The sequence below is a fragment of the Bacteroidales bacterium genome (assembly GCA_031276035.1).
Taxonomy (GTDB): domain Bacteria; phylum Bacteroidota; class Bacteroidia; order Bacteroidales; family BM520; genus RGIG7150.
This window is the reverse complement of sequence record JAISNV010000019.1, coordinates 108486-126117: the sequence shown is the minus strand read 5'-3', so window position 1 is coordinate 126117 and position 17632 is coordinate 108486. Positions and strand designations below refer to the sequence as shown.

The 17632-nt window shown below is 32.0% G+C and carries 20 protein-coding genes; 11 read left to right on the top strand and 9 right to left on the bottom strand.

Annotated features, from left to right (window positions below; translation table 11 throughout):
• Window positions 1–10: 10 nt before the first annotated feature.
• From LBP67_04640 to xseA, 3 genes are read right to left on the bottom strand one after another with little or no spacing between them, the layout of a single operon-like run.
• Complete coding sequence (locus tag LBP67_04640) at window positions 11–673, bottom strand: ABC transporter ATP-binding protein (GenBank protein ID MDR2084262.1); 663 nt, start codon at window positions 671–673, stop codon at window positions 11–13.
• Between the two features lie 58 nt (window positions 674–731).
• Complete coding sequence (locus LBP67_04635; protein MDR2084261.1) at window positions 732–935, bottom strand: exodeoxyribonuclease VII small subunit; 204 nt, start codon at window positions 933–935, stop codon at window positions 732–734.
• Window positions 919–2250 carry an exodeoxyribonuclease VII large subunit gene (gene xseA / locus LBP67_04630; GenBank protein MDR2084260.1) on the bottom strand — a complete coding sequence of 444 codons (1332 nt, stop codon included), beginning with the start codon at window positions 2248–2250 and terminating at the stop codon, window positions 919–921. The genes LBP67_04635 and xseA overlap by 17 nt, the downstream gene beginning before the upstream one ends.
• Before the next feature lie 179 nt (window positions 2251–2429).
• Here xseA and LBP67_04625 point away from each other — a divergent pair, with 179 nt between their 5' ends.
• Window positions 2430–3701 (top strand): outer membrane protein assembly factor, encoded by a 1272-nt coding sequence (locus tag LBP67_04625; protein ID MDR2084259.1) that lies wholly within the window; start codon window positions 2430–2432, stop codon window positions 3699–3701.
• A 68-nt stretch (window positions 3702–3769) separates the two neighbouring features.
• On the opposite strand, the gene LBP67_04620 is transcribed toward LBP67_04625, so the two are convergent.
• The 4 genes from LBP67_04620 to LBP67_04605 all read right to left on the bottom strand — a co-directional run bounded on the left by LBP67_04620 (window position 3770) and on the right by LBP67_04605 (window position 6566).
• Window positions 3770–4105, bottom strand: a complete 336-nt coding sequence (locus LBP67_04620; protein ID MDR2084258.1) for a TerB family tellurite resistance protein — start codon at window positions 4103–4105, stop codon at window positions 3770–3772.
• Between the two features lie 97 nt (window positions 4106–4202).
• Window positions 4203–5150, bottom strand: a complete 948-nt coding sequence (locus LBP67_04615) for a hypothetical protein (protein MDR2084257.1) — start codon at window positions 5148–5150, stop codon at window positions 4203–4205.
• A gap of 4 nt (window positions 5151–5154) precedes the next feature.
• Window positions 5155–5907: a hypothetical protein gene (locus LBP67_04610; GenBank protein ID MDR2084256.1), complete on the bottom strand. Its 753-nt coding sequence runs from the start codon at window positions 5905–5907 to the stop codon at window positions 5155–5157.
• Between the two features lie 17 nt (window positions 5908–5924).
• Window positions 5925–6566, bottom strand: coding sequence for a hypothetical protein (locus LBP67_04605; protein ID MDR2084255.1), 642 nt, complete (start codon window positions 6564–6566; stop codon window positions 5925–5927).
• 367 nt (window positions 6567–6933) lie between these two features.
• Here LBP67_04605 and thrS point away from each other — a divergent pair, with 367 nt between their 5' ends.
• The 6 genes from thrS to LBP67_04575 all read left to right on the top strand — a co-directional run bounded on the left by thrS (window position 6934) and on the right by LBP67_04575 (window position 11815).
• The gene (gene thrS / locus LBP67_04600) at window positions 6934–8871 is read left to right on the top strand and encodes a threonine--tRNA ligase (GenBank protein ID MDR2084254.1); all 1938 of its coding nucleotides are present in this window, start codon (window positions 6934–6936) and stop codon (window positions 8869–8871) included.
• A 22-nt stretch (window positions 8872–8893) separates the two neighbouring features.
• Window positions 8894–9445 (top strand): translation initiation factor IF-3, encoded by a 552-nt coding sequence (gene infC / locus LBP67_04595; protein MDR2084253.1) that lies wholly within the window; start codon window positions 8894–8896, stop codon window positions 9443–9445.
• A gap of 41 nt (window positions 9446–9486) precedes the next feature.
• On the top strand, window positions 9487–9681 hold the full coding sequence (gene rpmI / locus LBP67_04590) for a 50S ribosomal protein L35 (protein MDR2084252.1): 195 nt from the start codon (window positions 9487–9489) through the stop codon (window positions 9679–9681).
• 89 nt (window positions 9682–9770) lie between these two features.
• Window positions 9771–10115 (top strand): 50S ribosomal protein L20, encoded by a 345-nt coding sequence (gene rplT, locus LBP67_04585; GenBank protein MDR2084251.1) that lies wholly within the window; start codon window positions 9771–9773, stop codon window positions 10113–10115.
• Window positions 10116–10338: 223 nt separating this feature from the next.
• Window positions 10339–11007, top strand: a complete 669-nt coding sequence (locus LBP67_04580) for an epoxyqueuosine reductase QueH (GenBank protein ID MDR2084250.1) — start codon at window positions 10339–10341, stop codon at window positions 11005–11007.
• Between the two features lie 613 nt (window positions 11008–11620).
• A complete protein-coding gene (locus tag LBP67_04575; protein ID MDR2084249.1) occupies window positions 11621–11815 on the top strand; it encodes a hypothetical protein in 195 nt (64 codons plus the stop codon).
• Between the two features lie 181 nt (window positions 11816–11996).
• On the opposite strand, the gene ubiE is transcribed toward LBP67_04575, so the two are convergent.
• Entirely contained in the window at window positions 11997–12728 is a 732-nt protein-coding gene (gene ubiE / locus LBP67_04570) for a bifunctional demethylmenaquinone methyltransferase/2-methoxy-6-polyprenyl-1,4-benzoquinol methylase UbiE (protein MDR2084248.1), read from the bottom strand.
• 116 nt (window positions 12729–12844) lie between these two features.
• Window positions 12845–13561, bottom strand: coding sequence for a 2-C-methyl-D-erythritol 4-phosphate cytidylyltransferase (locus tag LBP67_04565; GenBank protein MDR2084247.1), 717 nt, complete (start codon window positions 13559–13561; stop codon window positions 12845–12847).
• A gap of 136 nt (window positions 13562–13697) precedes the next feature.
• Between LBP67_04565 and LBP67_04560 the strand changes: the two genes are divergently transcribed.
• From LBP67_04560 to LBP67_04545, 4 genes are all read left to right on the top strand, one after another.
• Window positions 13698–15206, top strand: coding sequence for a potassium/proton antiporter (locus LBP67_04560; GenBank protein ID MDR2084246.1), 1509 nt, complete (start codon window positions 13698–13700; stop codon window positions 15204–15206).
• 128 nt (window positions 15207–15334) lie between these two features.
• Window positions 15335–16165 carry a deoxyribonuclease IV gene (locus LBP67_04555; protein MDR2084245.1) on the top strand — a complete coding sequence of 277 codons (831 nt, stop codon included), beginning with the start codon at window positions 15335–15337 and terminating at the stop codon, window positions 16163–16165.
• A gap of 26 nt (window positions 16166–16191) precedes the next feature.
• Entirely contained in the window at window positions 16192–16704 is a 513-nt protein-coding gene (locus LBP67_04550; GenBank protein MDR2084244.1) for a ferritin, read from the top strand.
• 6 nt (window positions 16705–16710) lie between these two features.
• Window positions 16711–17526 (top strand): ZIP family metal transporter, encoded by an 816-nt coding sequence (locus tag LBP67_04545; protein ID MDR2084243.1) that lies wholly within the window; start codon window positions 16711–16713, stop codon window positions 17524–17526.
• Window positions 17527–17632: the final 106 nt, after the last annotated feature.

Below are 17632 nucleotides of genomic sequence, written 5' to 3'. Positions count from 1 at the left end.
ATCAAATAATTTAGTTATTAACTTCAACAAAACATCCGTCAATCATCTTAAGTTGTCTATCAGCCATTTTTGCAAACTCGTCGTTATGAGTAACTATAACGCAAGTTATTCCGAGTGATTTTCTAAGTTCAAAGAACAATTTGTGTAACTCGAAAGCATTTTCCGAATCAAGGTTTCCCGATGGTTCGTCGGCAAGGATAATTTCCGGATTATTAATTAATGAACGAGCAACGGCAACTCTTTGTTGCTCACCACCCGACAATTCTGAAGGCTTGTGTTCTGCACGATCTTTAAGTGAAAGTATTTCAAGAAGTTCTAAAGCTTTCAGTTCCGTTTCTTTCTTTTGCTTTCCAGCGATATATGCCGGAATGCAAATGTTTTCCAGAGCAGTAAATTCCTGCAGCAAATGATGGAATTGAAAAATAAATCCGATATTTTTATTTCTAAACTCAGATAATTTTTTATCGCTAAGTTTAAGAACATCAATATTATGAAATTTTACATTTCCGGAATCAGGTTTATCAAGAGTACCGATGATATGCATTAAGGTTGATTTTCCTGCGCCCGAAGGACCGGTTAAAGAAATGATTTCGGATTTATGAATATCCAAATCAATTCCTCTAAGAACTTTAAGTTCACCGTAACTTTTGTAAACATTATTTAGTGTGATTATTTTTTCCATAATTAAATTTTTATTAACCTAATTTGGTAAGAAATATTTTTAATTACTATTAGTCAAATTGTTCCAATATATTTTTGGTTTCTTCCTCAGTAAGTTTAATTTGATTTCGACAAATTTTTATTAATTCTCCGGCACGTTTCAATTTTTTAGTCAAATCGTCTATACCTATCTCATTATTTTCCAAATCTTCATTTATTGATAGCAATTCGTCGTATGCTTCTTTATAAGATATTTTTTTAGTTGTTTTGCTCATTCTTACTAATATGTTTAGTTACACTATTTATTTTTCCATTAAATAGAATTGTTTCAATCTCCGCATTTTCAGGAACTTCATTTGCATTTTTAACCGTTTTTCCATCGTAATAAGTAATACTGAAACCTCTTTTTAAAACGTTTTCGGGATTTAATAAATTTTGTTTTGATTCAAAAAGTTTAAGATTGTGGTTTTGACTATTAATCAATATTTTTGAGTTGAGTTTTATTGAATTAATATTGGTTAAGATACTATTATCCTCTTTTATCAATATTGTCGTAATATTATTAGCAATATTTTTATACATAATATTTAATTCGCCAAAGCAGTCTTCTAACAAATCTTCGCTTTGATTTACAATATTGGTTGATAGTTTGTCGAGATAATACATTTCTTCTGCTATTAAATCCTTACATCTTTCAATGATTCTATTTTTAACTTTGTTTAAATTTTGTTCGAAAGTTACAAATTTAGAAATAATAAAATTTGCCGCTTCCGTCGGGGTTTTCATATTGGCGGCGGCAACCATATCAACAATTGTATTGTCGGTAGAATGCCCGATTCCCGTGATAACAGGAATTGGAAAAGTAGCTACATTATATGCGAGTTCAAAATTATCATAACAGTTCATTCCCACATCAGCGCCACCACCTCTGAGAATCAGCACGGCATCAAATCTTTTATAAGATTTCTTAATTTCATTTAAAGCTGAAATTTGAGAAGTAATTGCCGCATCTCCTTGTAAAACCGCAGGAAATATCTTGTGTTTTATTGTGTAGAAATCTTTATATTCATTAATAGTTTGAATAAAATCATTATAACCTTTGCTGCTTTCTACAGAAATGATTGCCAAATTTTGCAACAAAAGCGGTATCGGCTTTTCTTTGTTTAGATTGATTACACTTGCCTTTGTGAGCTTGTCAATACTCAGTTGTTTCTCATAAGCCAAAGCGCCCAAAGTGAAAGTCGGATCAATATCAAGAATATTTAAAGACATTCCGTATAATGGAGAAAAGGAAACTTGTACTTGAAAAAGTAGCTGCATTCCGGGAGTGATTGTTGAGCCTGTAATTTTCTTAAACTTAGAAGCAATCATTACATAAGCGTGATTCCATATTGTAGCTCTGATTTGTGCCTTAATTTTTCCTTCGTCTTTTTCAACAAGATCGGGAAAACAATGTCCAGATTGCTGGTAATAATTTAATTTAACGAGTTCCGCCTTAACCCAAATCGGAACATAAAAGGCATTATTTATTTCAGCCTGAATAAAACTTGTAAGTTCGTATAGAGATAATATTTTTCCTATGGAATTCATGTTGCGAAGGTAGAGAAATTAGTTGAAAGTTTTAAAAACAGAATCGTCAAATAATAAAAATTAATCTTTATTTCTTTAAGTTGTATGTTAAATTTTAGTAATAAAAAATAACTTTCAACTTACAACACTCAGATTTCAACTAAAAAAGCTATTTTTGTCGGCGAATTAACTTACCCTTAATGAAGAATAAAATTTACTTATTGATATTACTTTTCTCATGTTTATTAAGCAATAACATTTTTCCGAACAATGTTCAAAAGAATGATTCTGTTAATGAAAATATCAAAACAGGATGGTCGTTTTTACCGATTCCGATGTTTTCTTATACCTCCGGTGTAGGACTGACGTTCGGACTAAATATGCAGATGTATAACTATGGTGATGGGAAGATTTACCCGAATTTGTATAATCTGATTCTGGTGCAAGGAGAATATGTGACTTCAAATGCAGGAAGCGGCAGAGTATTTTTTTATTCGGGAAAATTTTTGAAATATTTTGAGTTTGTTGCCGATGCAGGGTATTTTGTTGAGAAAAATTATCAATTCAGAGGATTCAACGGGTTTATGTCGGTTCTTGGAAATGAATCGTCATATTATACTTTTTCACGAAATCATTTTGCCGGATTTTTGGAATTGTATAAACCGGTATATAAAGATTTAAAAATAGCGGCGGGGATTGAAATGTTTTCCTTCGATATTAAACCTAAAGAAGGTGAATCTCTTTTTGCCGATTATGTTTCCGAAGGCATTATTGATGAAAACCAGATTAATGGCGGTAATAATATGTATTTCAAGCTCGGACTTATTTACGATTCGCGTGATGTAAAGAAGGTACCGTCGAAAGGTATGTATTCGTTTGCATCAATAATGTATTCGCCGGATTTTTTCGATAAAAGAAATTTATCACATCTGATTTTTACGGCTCAGCATTCTCATTTTATTAATCTTTGGAAAAGAAAATTGCAATTTGCATATCGGTTGGTTTATCAGGGCGTTATTGCAGGAGATTGTCCGTTTTATCTTTTACCGCGAATGCATTCTTTCAACCAATCACGATCAAATGTGGAAGGTGTCGGAGGGGCTTATACTGTCAGAGGAATCGATTTGGTGAGGATTGTCGGAAATAGCGTTTTCTATTCGAATTTTGAGTTCAGATATACACCTTTCAGTTTCAGGCTTTGGATTTGGGATGTTGATTTGTGCGTAAATCTTTTCTTTGATATGGGACTTGCGGTTAGTCCGTATCATAAAGAACAAATGTTTAATGCTTTGGAGAACGGAAGATCCGATATTATTTATAATACTAATAATGATGCCATTCATTCTTCGTATGGAATAGGAGGGAAGATAATTCTTAACAAAACAACTGTGTTGTCTGGGGAAATAGGATTTCCTGTAGATAAACGAGATAGAGAATTTGGAGTGTTTTTTGGAGTGGATTTTTTGTTTTGAAATTAAAAACGGATGAATATATATTATACTCACCCGTTTTTAATTAAATAACTTGTTTAGTAAGGCTATTATTCTACATCGGGTCCGATTTCTGCAAACTCGCAAACCGTTTGAAAAATACTAAATTCCTCATCACTGATATCGCCGTCAACTTTGATCATTTCCCTCATCATAAATACCATTGCAGCTTTTTTATCAGGAGTGAAGTTTTTTATTATCTTCAGGCAACCTGCTACGCTCATGTATTCGGTTTCTTCAATTTCAGCAACTGAAATATTGAGAACTTCCTGTATTTGGACAAAATAAGCGCTTTCGTATGAATCTGCTTTGTTGTCGGCAATAGCTATGTCAATAAGAACTTTAGCAATCGCTTTTTTTTCTAAACTTGTGAAATTTAAATCCATAAACTAATTTTATAAGGTTAATATTAATTATATTCAACATTAATTATTTTTGTTGAATTTGTTTTTTATTATATTTTCTTAAAGTAATCAAGTTAATTTAAAAATATGAGTATTCCATAATAAAAATTCCATTATTTTTATCTTTGGCACGAATACGTATAAATTTTTCGACATTATTAACTTTAAACCCAATAACAAATCCGTCGTTTATATTTTCAAGTGCGAAGGATGTAGGAGTTTTTCCGTTTCCACTATTAAATTCTCGTTTTTCGGTTATTGTATTTAATGTTATTACCTGTCCTACAGAGAAGAAAATATACTCATTATTCCAATAATAATCATAATCCACAATATCTTGAAGAATATGCCAATGGTCTTGATAGATTTCATAAACCAATAACCAAAGTTTGTCGTATTTGTATCCTATGCAAATCGTTCTCTCATCATCTTGATACAAAGTAATCAAATGATTTTTTTGTTCACTATATAGATTATCCGGATAATTTTCATATAATGGATGCCTGTATGGTTCGTATTCCATTGTCGATAATATATAACCATCTTCCTCAGGGTTTTCTATTACAGGATCCGGATCATCTTCATCTTCGTATCCGCCTTTTTTGAAAGTAAGAATCAATTGTTCCATTGGTCTTAAAAGCGAAGCGGCGTTAACGAGTTGGTAGAACGTTCCGCCTTCGTAGGCTTTTATTGTCAATATGTTACCATTAATGGTGTAGTCGATGTCCCCACCATCTTCAACGTTGTACCAACTGCCGTTCAAATAAACAGCGTTGCATGTATAAGATGTAATAAAAGGTTTGATGCTTTTTGTTAATTCCAGAAGTTCAAATTTTTCTATAATGCTCCCTTCTTCGAAAGCGTTAATAAGAACTCCGTTTTCATTTCTATAAGTATAGCTAATTTGCTGTAGTCGCCATGTACCTTGCAATTCATCATCAATTGTTACTTCAGGATCGCAACTCGATAAAGATAATATACAAAAGCTACTGAGCAGGATTAAAAGATATTTATTTAATCTTTTCATGATTTTACTTGTTTCTTAGTGTGTTAATAAGTTGATTTGAAAAGTAAGCTGAGATTTCCGCATATGTGTTATAGAATGTCCAGTTAATCTTGTCATACCACATATCATTATTACGTTGCTCCGGTAATCTATATTTTGGCAGCATTCCGTCACGGTAAATTACGTCGAATTCGCAACCTTCAGTGCAACGTTGTTTATACACAGTAAACATACCACCCACCGAGCCGGTTTCAGCAATTACAATTTTGTAGCTTAATCTTGCATATGATGTGTTGAGTATTTTGTTTGTAATGGTATATTTCTGGCCGGTAGATTTTATTTTATATTCACTTGGATAGTAAGGTTCATAAAATGATAATTCGGTAATTTCAATAAATAAATCTACTTTGAGTTTTTTACCTATTTGCTCATAATCAAATATATCGGTAGTGTTTTTTAATATATTTTCTACAGATGCGCGATCTTTTACATCAAATCCGTTCATTATCAATGCTTTTTCCAATTCATTGTAAAAGGTAGTGTTGTTCTCTTTTTGTGCGGAGGTAATATTCTCTGTGTTTTGTGGAATGCGTAATACTACTGAAAGTTTTGGATGGCTTGCAAGATAAGCTTTTAGGTCATCGGAAGATATTAAAACATCTTCCATTACAGGTGCTTTTATTACTGCTAATTGCGGCTTCGGAGCACATGAAATTAATATTAGAAGGCATACTATGCCGATAATTACTTTTGTGAAGTTATTAATAAGGTTATTCATGATTTTTATTTTTTTAATTAATACTTGAATTTATAACATATACCAACATCTAGCCCCACAAATAAAGTGGTAAAAAAATCGCCATCACCATTTATAGTAGGTTCAACCAATTCCAGAAATTTATCTTTCCCGAATGCAAACCCGAAATTGCCGCCAACTGTAATTGCAAGTGGTAATTTTCCTAAAGGAATATGACCTTCATAGATAAATAAAAAACCATGTAGGGTTTTTCTCTGATTGTCATATAAAGATGTCCATTTTCCATATTGAGCATAGTGAAATCCGATACAGAAATTATTAATCCATGCATCAAAACCTATGTTCATAGACATTCCTTTGAGAGTTTTGTTTATGAACGGTAATCCAAGTTCTAACAGTTCGTCGGATATTGATACGTTTATAGGTATCGACAAAGGAAAAGTTCGTGTGCCTATTGCCGCACTGAGTCCAAAGCCCTTTGTAAGCTTGCTCGTTATCTTTATTCCGAGATTTCCGTATGATGTTCCCGCACCTATTCCTGCGGCAATAAATCTATCTCCCTTTCTTGTGTATGTTAACACTTCTCCACCTTCCGTATGATATCCCGGAGTTAATTCATTTTGAGCCGACATTCTCATCGAACAAAAGATTATAAAAATAATAAATAGTATTTTTTGCATAAACGCTCTTGTTTTATTGTTTTTTATTTAAACAGACTTAGTTTGTTAATCTTTATTAATTAATATTGATCAAATATTTTCTGCAAAAATATACTAATAGTTGTAATTAAATAAAAATATGATAAAATTTTTTTGTATATTTTAATAATATTATGTTGATTATAATTTAATGTTTCGTAACTAAGTATGCTGTGTTCTTTTTAAAATTTTTTAATGCATTCAATGTGCTGTTAATCATATTGTTCGGATTCGGTATTTGTGAAATTACAATCTTAAGTAAATATAAAGAAAAAATTATTATATGTTAAATCCTAATTATTAATTAATTTTTGTATCTTTGCAAGCTAATTATTAGATACTTATGAGAATGATAAATATAACGTTACCGGATGGTAGTATCAAACAATTTGAATCAGGCGTAACTCCTTATGATGTAGCTCTTTCGATAAGCGAAGGACTTGCGAGAAATGTGCTCGCTGCTAAGGTAAATGAAGTGGTTTGCAGTCTTGATTTTCAAATCGAAAATGATGCTAACGTGTCGCTTTTAACCTGGAATGACCCCGAAGGTAAAGCCGTAATGTGGCATTCTTCAGCTCATATCATGGCAGCGGCAATCGAACAATTATATCCCGGAGTTAAATTCGGTATTGGTCCGGCTATAGAAAACGGTTTTTATTATGATATTGATTTTATGGATTATAAAATCTCCGATGCCGATTTCAAATCCATTGAAGATAAATTCATGGAATTAGCCCGTTCTAAAACTCCTTTCGTTTGTAAAAAGGTTTCTAAAGCGGAAGCTTTGGATTATTTCACTAAAAAAGGCGATGAGTATAAAGTTGAATTAATTAATGAATTGGAAGACGGAACTATAACGTTTTATGAATCAAATACATTCGTAGATTTGTGTCGTGGTCCGCACCTTATTGATTCATCAATGATAAAAGCTTTCAAGGTTTTAAGTATCGCGGGAGCTTATTGGCGTGGCGATGAGAATCGAAAGCAACTTACAAGAGTTTACGGTATTTCTTTCCCTAAGGCTAAAGAACTTGCCGAATATCTTGAAATGCTCGAAGAGGCTAAAAAGCGTGACCACAGGAAGATTGGTAAAGAACTCGAATTGTTTACTTTTTCTCAACGTGTCGGGCTGGGTTTACCGATTTGGCTTCCGAAAGGCACGGAACTAAGAGGTCGCCTCGAAGACTTCCTTAAAAAAGTTCAAAAAGAAGCAGGTTACGAACAAGTTATAACTCCTCATATAGGAAACGTTAATTTATATAAAACATCTGGCCATTTTCAAAAATACGGAAAAGATTCTTTTCGACCTATTACTACTCCGGAAGAAGGTGAAGAATATTTTTTAAAACCGATGAATTGTCCTCATCATTGTGAAATATATGCTTCAAAACCAAGATCATATAAAGATTTGCCATATAGAATTGCAGAATTCGGTACGGTTTATCGTTATGAACAAAGCGGTGAGTTGCACGGACTTACCCGTGTAAGGGGATTTACGCAAGACGATGCCCACATTTTCTGTACGCCCGATCAGTTAAAAGACGAATTTAAGGGAGTTATGGAAATTGTTATGAAGATATTCAGTATTCTGGATTTTAAAGATTTTACAGCTCAGATTTCTTTACGAGATAAGTTTAATCGTGAAAAATATATCGGTAGTGAGGAAAATTGGCAAAAAGCCGAACAAGCAATTTTGGATGTTGCTGAAGAGACCGGGATTAATGCTATTATTGAATACGGAGAAGCAGCTTTTTACGGACCGAAAATGGATTTTATGGTTAAGGATGCTATCGGTAGAAAATGGCAACTCGGGACAATTCAAGTTGACTATAATCTTCCTGAACGTTTTGAGCTTGAATATACAGGTAATGACAATCAGAAACATCGTCCTGTAATGATCCACAGAGCGCCGTTCGGTTCAATGGAAAGGTTTGTTGCCGTGTTAATAGAACATTGTGCCGGTAATTTTCCGCTTTGGTTAACACCGGATCAAATGATAATTCTTCCTATTAGTGAAAAGTATAATGATTACGCTGAGGAAGTAAGAAAGAATTTGAGAGCAAATGATGTTCGCGGCAGTGTTGACGGTCGTGCTGAAAAAACAGGCAGAAAGATCAGAGATGCAGAAATGAAAAAAATCCCTTATATCTTACTCGTTGGGGAGAAAGAGAGCCAAGATGGTACTGTGTCTGTAAGAAGGCATGGAGAAGGTGAAATGGGAGTTCTTTCTATTAAAGAATTTATTAATCATATTAATTTAGAAATCGAAAAAGAATTAAGCAAATAAGTATTAACCAATTTTTTATTTAGTGCAAAGACCACATCAAAGAAACAACAGAAGACAAAATGAAGATCTTCACAAGATCAACGGAGCAATTACTGCTCCTGTTGTTCGTTTAGTAGGTGATAATGTAACACCGGATATTTATAATTTAAGAGATGCAATTAGACTATCCGATGAATTAGGTTTAGATTTAATTGAGATATCACCGACGGCAAATCCGCCTGTATGTAAAATCGCTGATTATCAAAAATTTCTTTATGATTTAAAGAAAAAAGAAAAAGAGAGAAAAGCAAAATCAACAAAAGTTGAAGTAAAGGAAATTCGTTTGGGTCCTAATACGGATGATCATGACTTTGAGTTTAAATTGAAACATGCAATGAAGTTTTTGGCATCTGGGTGTAAAGTAAAAGTAGATGTATTTTTTAGAGGTAGATCTATTGTTTACAAGGATCAAGGCGAGATAATTCTTTTGAAATTTGCACAACAGCTTGAAGAATACGGCAAAGTAGAATCGATGCCGAAACTGGAAGGTAAAAGAATGATTATGATGCTTGCACCTTTAGCTAAGAAAAAATAAACGAATTAAAATATTTTATTAACTATTAAAAATTTCAAAAAATGCCAAAATTAAAAACTAAATCCGCTGCTAAGAAACGTTTCGGTTTTACAGGCACCGGTAAATTGAAAAGGAAACATGCTTATCACAGCCATATCCTAACAAAAAAATCCAACAAAAGAAAACGTAATCTTGTGAAGGTTGTTGTTGTTAATAAAGCGGATGTTGCTGCTATTAAAGATATGTTGAATAAGTAAAAATTATTTTTTAACCATTTTGCTGTCAGTCTAAAAAGAATGAAAATATTTCATCACTGAAGTAAAATTAATCACAGAAAGGAAATATTATGCCAAGATCAGTAAATGCAGTTGCATCAAGGGCAAGAAGAAAAAAGATCCTTAATAGAACTAAGGGTGCCTACCAAGGTAGGAGAAATGTCTGGACGGTCGCCAAGAATTCTTGGGAAAAAGGTCAAACTTATGCCTACCGCGACAGACGCGATAAAAAAGGTACTTTCAGGGCGTTATGGATTACGCGTATCAACGCTGCCGTACGTCAATACGGAATGTCTTATTCGGAATTTATGGGTAAACTCCATAAAAAAGATATTCAACTAAGTCGTAAAGTTCTTGCAGACTTAGCGATGAACCATCCGGAAGCATTTAAAGAAATTGTTAATACAGTTAAATAAAAATTCTGTTCGTTTTTATAAGAAATCGGATAACGTTTAGTTGTCCGATTTTTTTTATTTTGGTTTCTTAAGTTTCTTTCTAAGACTTAGAAAGTAAACCAAAAATATAAGTTAAAAAAATCTTGTAGGTTTTCTTAAACTTGGAAAGTAAATTTAATTTTGAATTTTCTCCTTAGACTTAGAAAGTGAAATTTGTACTGTTTTTCTTACCTTTGCAAAAGTGATGAATACTAATTATCAAAAAATATTAGACGAGACTCTGGAAGAAATTGCAGAATTGCGAAGTAAACCTTCTTTATTATTACATAGTTGTTGTGGACCGTGTAGTAGTTATGTTCTTGAGTATTTATCGAAATATTTTTGTATAACTATATTCTATTATAATCCCAATATATTTCCGAAAGAAGAATATCGGAAAAGACTGAACGAACAAAGGAGGTTGATTGATTTATTGAATGAGGATAAAATAAATAAAGTCAATAAGAAAGAAAGTTTATTGACACACACAGATTTAATCAAAATTATTGAAGGTGACTATTACCCTGATGTTTTTGATGAATTAGTGAAAGGGATGGAAGATATGCCGGAGGGAGGAGACAGATGTACAAAATGTTATGAATTAAGATTGCAAGAAGCGGCAATTATCGCTAAAAAACTGAATTTCGATTATTTCACAACTACACTTTCCGTTAGTCCGATGAAGAATGCTGATAAGTTAAATAAGATCGGCGGTGAACTTGCCGAAAAGTACGGATTAAAATACTTATTATCAGATTTTAAAAAGAAAGAAGGATATAAACGTTCGATTGAACTTTCAAAAATATATGGTATTTATAGACAGGAGTATTGTGGGTGTATATATTCTAAATCAATTACTTGCATATTAAAATAATTTTATGCTAAAATATTATTAATAATTTAAACTCAAATTAAAAAAATAAAATGTTTTTATGGCGATCATAATTGTTGGTATTGTATTAATCAGTTGCTAAATAGAAGGTATAGGAATGAGACTTAAGGAAACTTAATTAAGTAGCTATAACCGTAATATTACTGATAACGGCGCTGATTATGCAGAAATCTATTCGGAAGGGTATAAATATATGTAGCCTTAATATTGTAACTAATAACTCAGTTTGGCTTTAAATGCATAGAAGTAGGTTGGGTTTGAGCAATAAGGTTCATTGTATCGACAATGATTATTAATACAAATAGAGAAGGAATCATTGTTCACCTTTTGTTTGTAGATTTATACTACGTTTTTCAAAACTATAAATTTATGTAGAATATTAAATATATTTTATGATTAATAACATGATTGAGAAAAATTAATTTTTATTGAAATAGTTATCAATATTAATAAAAACACTTTCGAATTATGGTGTAAAAACAGATTTAAGTTAAGATTAATAATTATATACACTTTCTATTATCTATTTTCATTAAATTAATTACTTTTGTAATTCAAAAATTCAACCGAAAAAATAATTTAAAGTTCTAATAATATGAAGGAAAACAAAAAAAACAACGAATCAAAAATCCAATCTGCTTGTGAGAAAAAACAAGAAATTGATATGACAATGGATGAAATTGTGGCCAATGAAAAACCTTTGGGTGAAACAGGTTTGACCGATGACGAAGTAAAAGTTGCAACTGATAGAATTAATCCCGATGAAGCGAGCATGGATAGTCGTGGGTAGGATTTATTGGTTTTGGATTGTCTCACTCTGAAATAGCTTACAATATTAATATTGCAAGCTATTTCAGAGTGAGACTAATACAGATTTATAGCATTTTTATAATCACTTTCTAAGTCTTATAGCATACCTTTTCTCGAACTCGATATAAGCATAAATAAAAATTATCAATTGTTTTTTTATACTAGAAATTGAAATTACTAATTTTTAATAATTTCATCTTCAAAACTTCCCCATAATATACACTTGCAATCCCTGCTGTCAGGGATTTATAATAAACATTTTTAAATCCAATTCTTTTTAAATATCTTGTAAATTCTTCATATTGCAGAAATTCTCCTATACTTGTAGGCAAATATATATATGCTCCTTTATTTCCTGAGATCAGTCTTCCTATTGAAGGTAAAATATTTTTAATGTAAAAATTGTACATTCTTTTGAAAACCTTATTTCTGGGACTTGTAAATTCGAGAATAATTATTTTGCCCCCATCTTTTAAAACACGTAAAACCTCATTTAAACTTTTATCTAAATTTTCAAAATTTCTGACGCCGAAAGCAATTGTTGCTATGTCGAAAGTGTTATCGTCAAAATCTAAAGAATTGCAATCGCCTTCTTGAACATGAATTATATTATCAAGATTTTTCTTTTTAATTTTCTCTTTTGCTATATCAAGCATTTTAGTAGATAAGTCAATTCCGATAATATTATTAGCACCAAGTTGAGCTGCATTTATTGCAAAATCACCCGTCCCACATGCAATATCCAAAACTTTTGCTGTAGATTTATCAATGTGTTTTGCTAAAGCTTTATTTCTCCAATATTTATCAATATTCAATGAGAGATAATGGTTTATTCTATCATAAGTTTTTGCTATATCATTGAAAATATCGATATTCTTTTTGTTGGTTAACATCTTTATATTTCACTTTCTAAGTTTAGAAAACATGTAATTCTTTCTTTAAACATTATGTAAAGGGTATTTAAATTTTAAATATGCACTTTCTAAGTTTAATAGTGGTTTAAATTATACTATTCTTTATCATATCCATTCATTTTGAATTTAATAAGTTCTTCAGCTACACGGACTTCCTCACTATAAGTAATCTTAATATTATTAACATCGCCATTTATGATATAAATTTCTTCATCAGGAATAAACTTAGAAAGTATCCCACAATCATCAGTAGCGAAAAAATTGCCGTCTTCTAAAAATAATTCGTATGCTTTTTTTATTGTAAATAACTTAAATGCTTGTGGTGTTTGAGCGCAATATAAATTTCTTCTATCTGGAACTGATTCAATTGTTTTGATTTCTGTATTAATTTTATATATAGTATTTGATGATGGAATAGCTACAGTTGCGGCATTAAAATTTTTCAAAGCCATAATTGTTTCATTAATGATTCTTTGAGAAACTAATGGCCTAGCCGCATCGTGAAAAATTAAATTGTCATTGACAGCTTCAGAATATGCTTTTATTGCATTTAAACTCGATTTATAACGCTCGTTTCCGCCTTTAATTATCTTATCTATTTTCCTGTATTTATTCGTATTAATAATACCATTTAGTGGTTGAAAATAATTTTCATTAATCACAATAGATATTTTATCAATATTATTATTTTTCTCAAAGGCATCAATTGAATGTTCAATGATACTCTTCCCCGCAATTTTAATAAATTGCTTAGGTAATTCCCCACCGAGCCTTGTTCCGGTACCGCCGGCTAATATTATTGCAATGTTCATGAATTAGATATATTATTAGAAGTCATAAATATTTTTCTTAAAAGAAATTAAAAATTTTAGCAAAAGTAAGAATTAAATATTATTTTTGATAAAAATCACGTAAATTCGCATTTTAAAATTAAAAAAGATAAAGACTATGGTTATTTCCCCGATATATTTTCTTTTAGGTGGTTCTGTATTAATCTTTATAAGCATTTTAATTTCCAAAACAGGTTACAAATTCGGTGTTCCTGTATTGTTATTATTTTTATTGCTTGGAATGTTTGCCGGAAATTTTATTCCATTTGACAATCCGAAGGTTGCTCAGAATATCGGTATGGCCGCTTTGTGTATTATCTTATTTTCCGGCGGTATGGATACAAAATACTCTGATATTAAGCCGGTTGCAAAAGAAGGGATAGTATTGGCAACTTTAGGAGTTTTATTGACCGCTTTATTAACAGGAACTTTTATTTGGTGGATAACTAATTTCACTCCGATAAGTAACAGATTATCATTAAATTTTGCTGAATCGCTCTTGCTTGCTGCTGTAATGTCTTCAACCGATTCGGCGACGGTTTTTGCAATCTTAAGATCTAAAAGTGCCAGATTAAAACAAAACCTTCGCCCTTTACTTGAGCTCGAAAGCGGTAGTAACGACCCTATGGCATATTTGTTAACTATTGTTCTTATACAAATTTTACAACCGGGTGTAGAAGCCCCCGGTGCTTGGATGATTGTTGGTAGCTTTTTCTATAAATTTATTGCGGGTGCCGTTTTCGGATTCTTATTAGGTAAACTTATGGTGTGGGTAATCAATAAAATCAATTTGAATAATGACGGGTTATATATGGTACTCATGCTTGTTACTACCTTCTTTATTTTTTCTCTTTCCGAAGTATTGAGGGCTAACGGATATCTTGCAGTTTATATAGGAGGATTAGTTATAGGTAATTCTAAATTTGTTCATAAAAAATCAATTGTTAAATTTTATGATGGATTGACTTGGTTATTTCAAATCATTATGTTCTTGGTACTCGGCCTTTTAGTTAATGTTAAAGAATTAGGATCAATCGCATTGTTAGGCCTTCTCATCGGAATATTTATGATAATTCTCGGAAGACCTTTATCCGTATTAATATCTTTAGCTCCTTTTAGAAAATTAACGATGAAGGCACGTTTATATGTCTCTTGGGTTGGATTAAGAGGTGCAGTACCTATAATTTTTGCAACATATCCTGTTGTTGCAGAAATTCCTTATGCTCAAGATATTTTTAATATCGTATTTTTTATCACTTTACTATCAATGCTTGTACAAGGTACAACTGTTGCCTCAGCAGCAAAATTACTTGGATTGGCAAATAAAGATGTAGAGATTAAAAAGAAAAGTGAATTTGGTGTCGAATTTGATTTTTCTGACGAAGTAAAATCGGCAATGTCGGAAGTTGTTGTTAATGAAGATAGTTTGCGTAACGGAAATAAACTTATGAATATTCCGATACCTGAAAAATCTTTGGTTGTTATGATAAAGCGCGGGAACCATTATTTTATTCCTCGAGGGAATTCTATTTTGGAAAAAAATGATGTTATGTTGATAATTACTGATGATGAGGAAGCTCTTAAAAAAACTTATCAAGAACTTGGAGTTAAAGGATATTCGGTTTAAATTTTAATTGATATTTATTTAAACAAATATAATAATAAGAATAAAAAAACGGTATTTATTTTATACTTTTGCAGAATAAAACAGGTACAATATAATTTCAGAATTTTTAATGTAATTGTAGATAAATTATGTTTTATATAGGATGTCATCTATCGTCTTCGAAAGGATTTCTAAATATGGGTGAAGAAGCCCTAAGCATTGGTGCTAATACTTTCCAATTTTTCACAAGAAATCCGCGTGGAGGTCAGGCTAAAGATATTGATAAAAGTGATGTGATGGCTTTCACTAATTTTGCCAAAGCGCATAAGTTCGGTAAAATTTTAGCACATGCACCTTACACTATGAATCCGTGTGCTGCAGAAAGTCATATTAGAGAATTTGCTGTAAATACATTAAAAGACGATCTTGAGAGAATGGAAGAAGTACCTGGTAACATGTATAATCTGCATCCGGGAAACCATGTCGGACAAGGTGTTGAGAAAGGAATTGAGTTAATTACTGACACATTAAATTCAGTTCTAAAGCAAAATCAAACAACAACTGTTTTGCTTGAAACTATGTCGGGAAAAGGTACGGAAATTGGAGGAAAATTTGAAGAAATTAAGCAAATATTGAATGAGATAAAATTTTCCGAACATATCGGAGTTTGTTTTGATACTTGCCATGTCAGTGATGCCGGTTATGACATCGTTAATAATCTTGATAGAGTTTTGGATGAGTTTGATGACATAATCGGATTAGATAAATTGAAAGCAATCCATTTAAATGATAGTATGAATGAACCGGGGAGTCATAAAGATCGCCATCAGAAAATAGGGGATGGAATGCTGGGATTGGAGACATTCGGGAATGTGATTAATCATCCTGCTTTAAAACATTTGCCGTTTTATTTGGAAACTCCTAATGAATTGGATGGTTTCAAAAGCGAGATTACTTTATTAAAAAAATTATATCTTTAAATTATTAACTTTAAAAACAAATTATCATGGGAAAAGAAGCAGTTTTGATATCTAAATTAGATGTCGAAAAATTAATTGAAATGTTAAATGCAGCTTTGGCTGAAGAATGGTTGGCTTATTATCAATATTGGATAGGTGCTCGTATGATGGAAGGTCCTATGCGTAGCGAAATTGAGCCGGAATTACTAACACATGCTAATGAAGAATTATCACACGCCGAATTAGTTGTAGATAGAATTATCCAACTTGAAGGAACTCCATTATTAAATCCTAAAGATTGGTTTGAAAAAGCAAGATGTGCTTATGAAGCTCCTGTAGATCCTTATGTTGAAGTAATTCTTGAACAAAACTTGAGAGGCGAACGTTGCGCTATACTTCGTTATCAAGAAATCGCCGATTTTACTTTCGGAAAAGATTATGCTACTTATGAAATGGCTGTTAGTATCTTAAACGATGAGCTTGAACATGAGCATGATATCGAAGATTGGTTGGCAGATATTAAAGTTATGAAAGATAATTTCATGAAAATGAAGAAATAAGTTATTTTGTTAGAAAAATTTATCTCATTAAATGTAGTTTCCCAAGCATTTATAGCCGGTGTTTTTACATGGGCTATGACCGCTTTGGGAGCTGCATTTGTGTTTTTATTTAAAAAGATTTCGCCGAAAGTATCGGCAATAATGCTTGGCTGTGCTGCAGGAATTATGCTTGCTGCCAGCTTTTGGTCGTTATTAATGCCGTCTATAGATATGGCAGCATCTGCCGGAATGATAGCTTGGGTGCCCGCTGTAGTCGGTTTTTTGTTGGGTGGATTATTTTTACGACTTATGGATTATGTTGTTCCACATTTGCATATCGGTGCACCAACGAGTGAACGTGAAGGTCCAAGAACCAAAATGAAAAGATCTTCTTTAATGATCTTTGCCGTAACTTTACATAATTTCCCTGAAGGTTTGGCTTGTGGTGTTGCTTTTGGAGCTTTAGCAACAGGAGGTGCAGAAAGTATAGGGCTTATGGGAGCAATTACATTGACTTTAGGTATTGGTTTACAAAATATTCCCGAAGGATTTGCAGTATCGGCACCATTGCTTAGTGAAGGTTTCTCACGAAAAAAGAGTTTCTTCTACGGACAACTATCCGGAACGGTAGAAATTGTTGGAGCTGTTTTAGGTGCGGTAATAGCAGCATCAATGACACGGTTTCTTCCTTATGCTTTGTCATTTGCGGCAGGAGCTATGATTTATGTTGTGGTTGAAGAAATTATTCCCGAATCACAAAGATCAAAATACGGAGACATTGCAACAATAGCAACAATGGTAGGTTTTGCTATTATGATGATATTGGACGTTGCATTATCGTGATATCATTAAAATTGACTTTAGGTTTTTCCCTTATTTAATTACATAAATAAAAAAAGAGTATCTCTTTACAGAAATACTCTAATTATTTTATTAATTGTTGACTGTT

What these genes read in the sequence shown, in the direction of transcription:
- LBP67_04635 (MDR2084261.1), bottom strand. Translation starts at nt 935, where the DNA reads ATGAGCAAAACAACTAAAAAAATATCTTATAAAGAAGCATACGACGAA.
- xseA (MDR2084260.1), bottom strand. Translation starts at nt 2,250, where the DNA reads ATGAATTCCATAGGAAAAATATTATCTCTATACGAACTTACAAGTTTT.
- LBP67_04625 (MDR2084259.1), top strand. Translation starts at nt 2,430, where the DNA reads ATGAAGAATAAAATTTACTTATTGATATTACTTTTCTCATGTTTATTA.
- LBP67_04620 (MDR2084258.1), bottom strand. Translation starts at nt 4,105, where the DNA reads ATGGATTTAAATTTCACAAGTTTAGAAAAAAAAGCGATTGCTAAAGTT.
- LBP67_04615 (MDR2084257.1), bottom strand. Translation starts at nt 5,150, where the DNA reads ATGAAAAGATTAAATAAATATCTTTTAATCCTGCTCAGTAGCTTTTGT.
- LBP67_04610 (MDR2084256.1), bottom strand. Translation starts at nt 5,907, where the DNA reads ATGAATAACCTTATTAATAACTTCACAAAAGTAATTATCGGCATAGTA.
- LBP67_04605 (MDR2084255.1), bottom strand. Translation starts at nt 6,566, where the DNA reads ATGCAAAAAATACTATTTATTATTTTTATAATCTTTTGTTCGATGAGA.
- thrS (MDR2084254.1), top strand. Translation starts at nt 6,934, where the DNA reads ATGATAAATATAACGTTACCGGATGGTAGTATCAAACAATTTGAATCA.
- rpmI (MDR2084252.1), top strand. Translation starts at nt 9,487, where the DNA reads ATGCCAAAATTAAAAACTAAATCCGCTGCTAAGAAACGTTTCGGTTTT.
- rplT (MDR2084251.1), top strand. Translation starts at nt 9,771, where the DNA reads ATGCCAAGATCAGTAAATGCAGTTGCATCAAGGGCAAGAAGAAAAAAG.
- LBP67_04580 (MDR2084250.1), top strand. Translation starts at nt 10,339, where the DNA reads ATGAATACTAATTATCAAAAAATATTAGACGAGACTCTGGAAGAAATT.
- LBP67_04575 (MDR2084249.1), top strand. Translation starts at nt 11,621, where the DNA reads ATGAAGGAAAACAAAAAAAACAACGAATCAAAAATCCAATCTGCTTGT.
- ubiE (MDR2084248.1), bottom strand. Translation starts at nt 12,728, where the DNA reads ATGTTAACCAACAAAAAGAATATCGATATTTTCAATGATATAGCAAAA.
- LBP67_04565 (MDR2084247.1), bottom strand. Translation starts at nt 13,561, where the DNA reads ATGAACATTGCAATAATATTAGCCGGCGGTACCGGAACAAGGCTCGGT.
- LBP67_04560 (MDR2084246.1), top strand. Translation starts at nt 13,698, where the DNA reads ATGGTTATTTCCCCGATATATTTTCTTTTAGGTGGTTCTGTATTAATC.
- LBP67_04555 (MDR2084245.1), top strand. Translation starts at nt 15,335, where the DNA reads ATGTTTTATATAGGATGTCATCTATCGTCTTCGAAAGGATTTCTAAAT.
- LBP67_04550 (MDR2084244.1), top strand. Translation starts at nt 16,192, where the DNA reads ATGGGAAAAGAAGCAGTTTTGATATCTAAATTAGATGTCGAAAAATTA.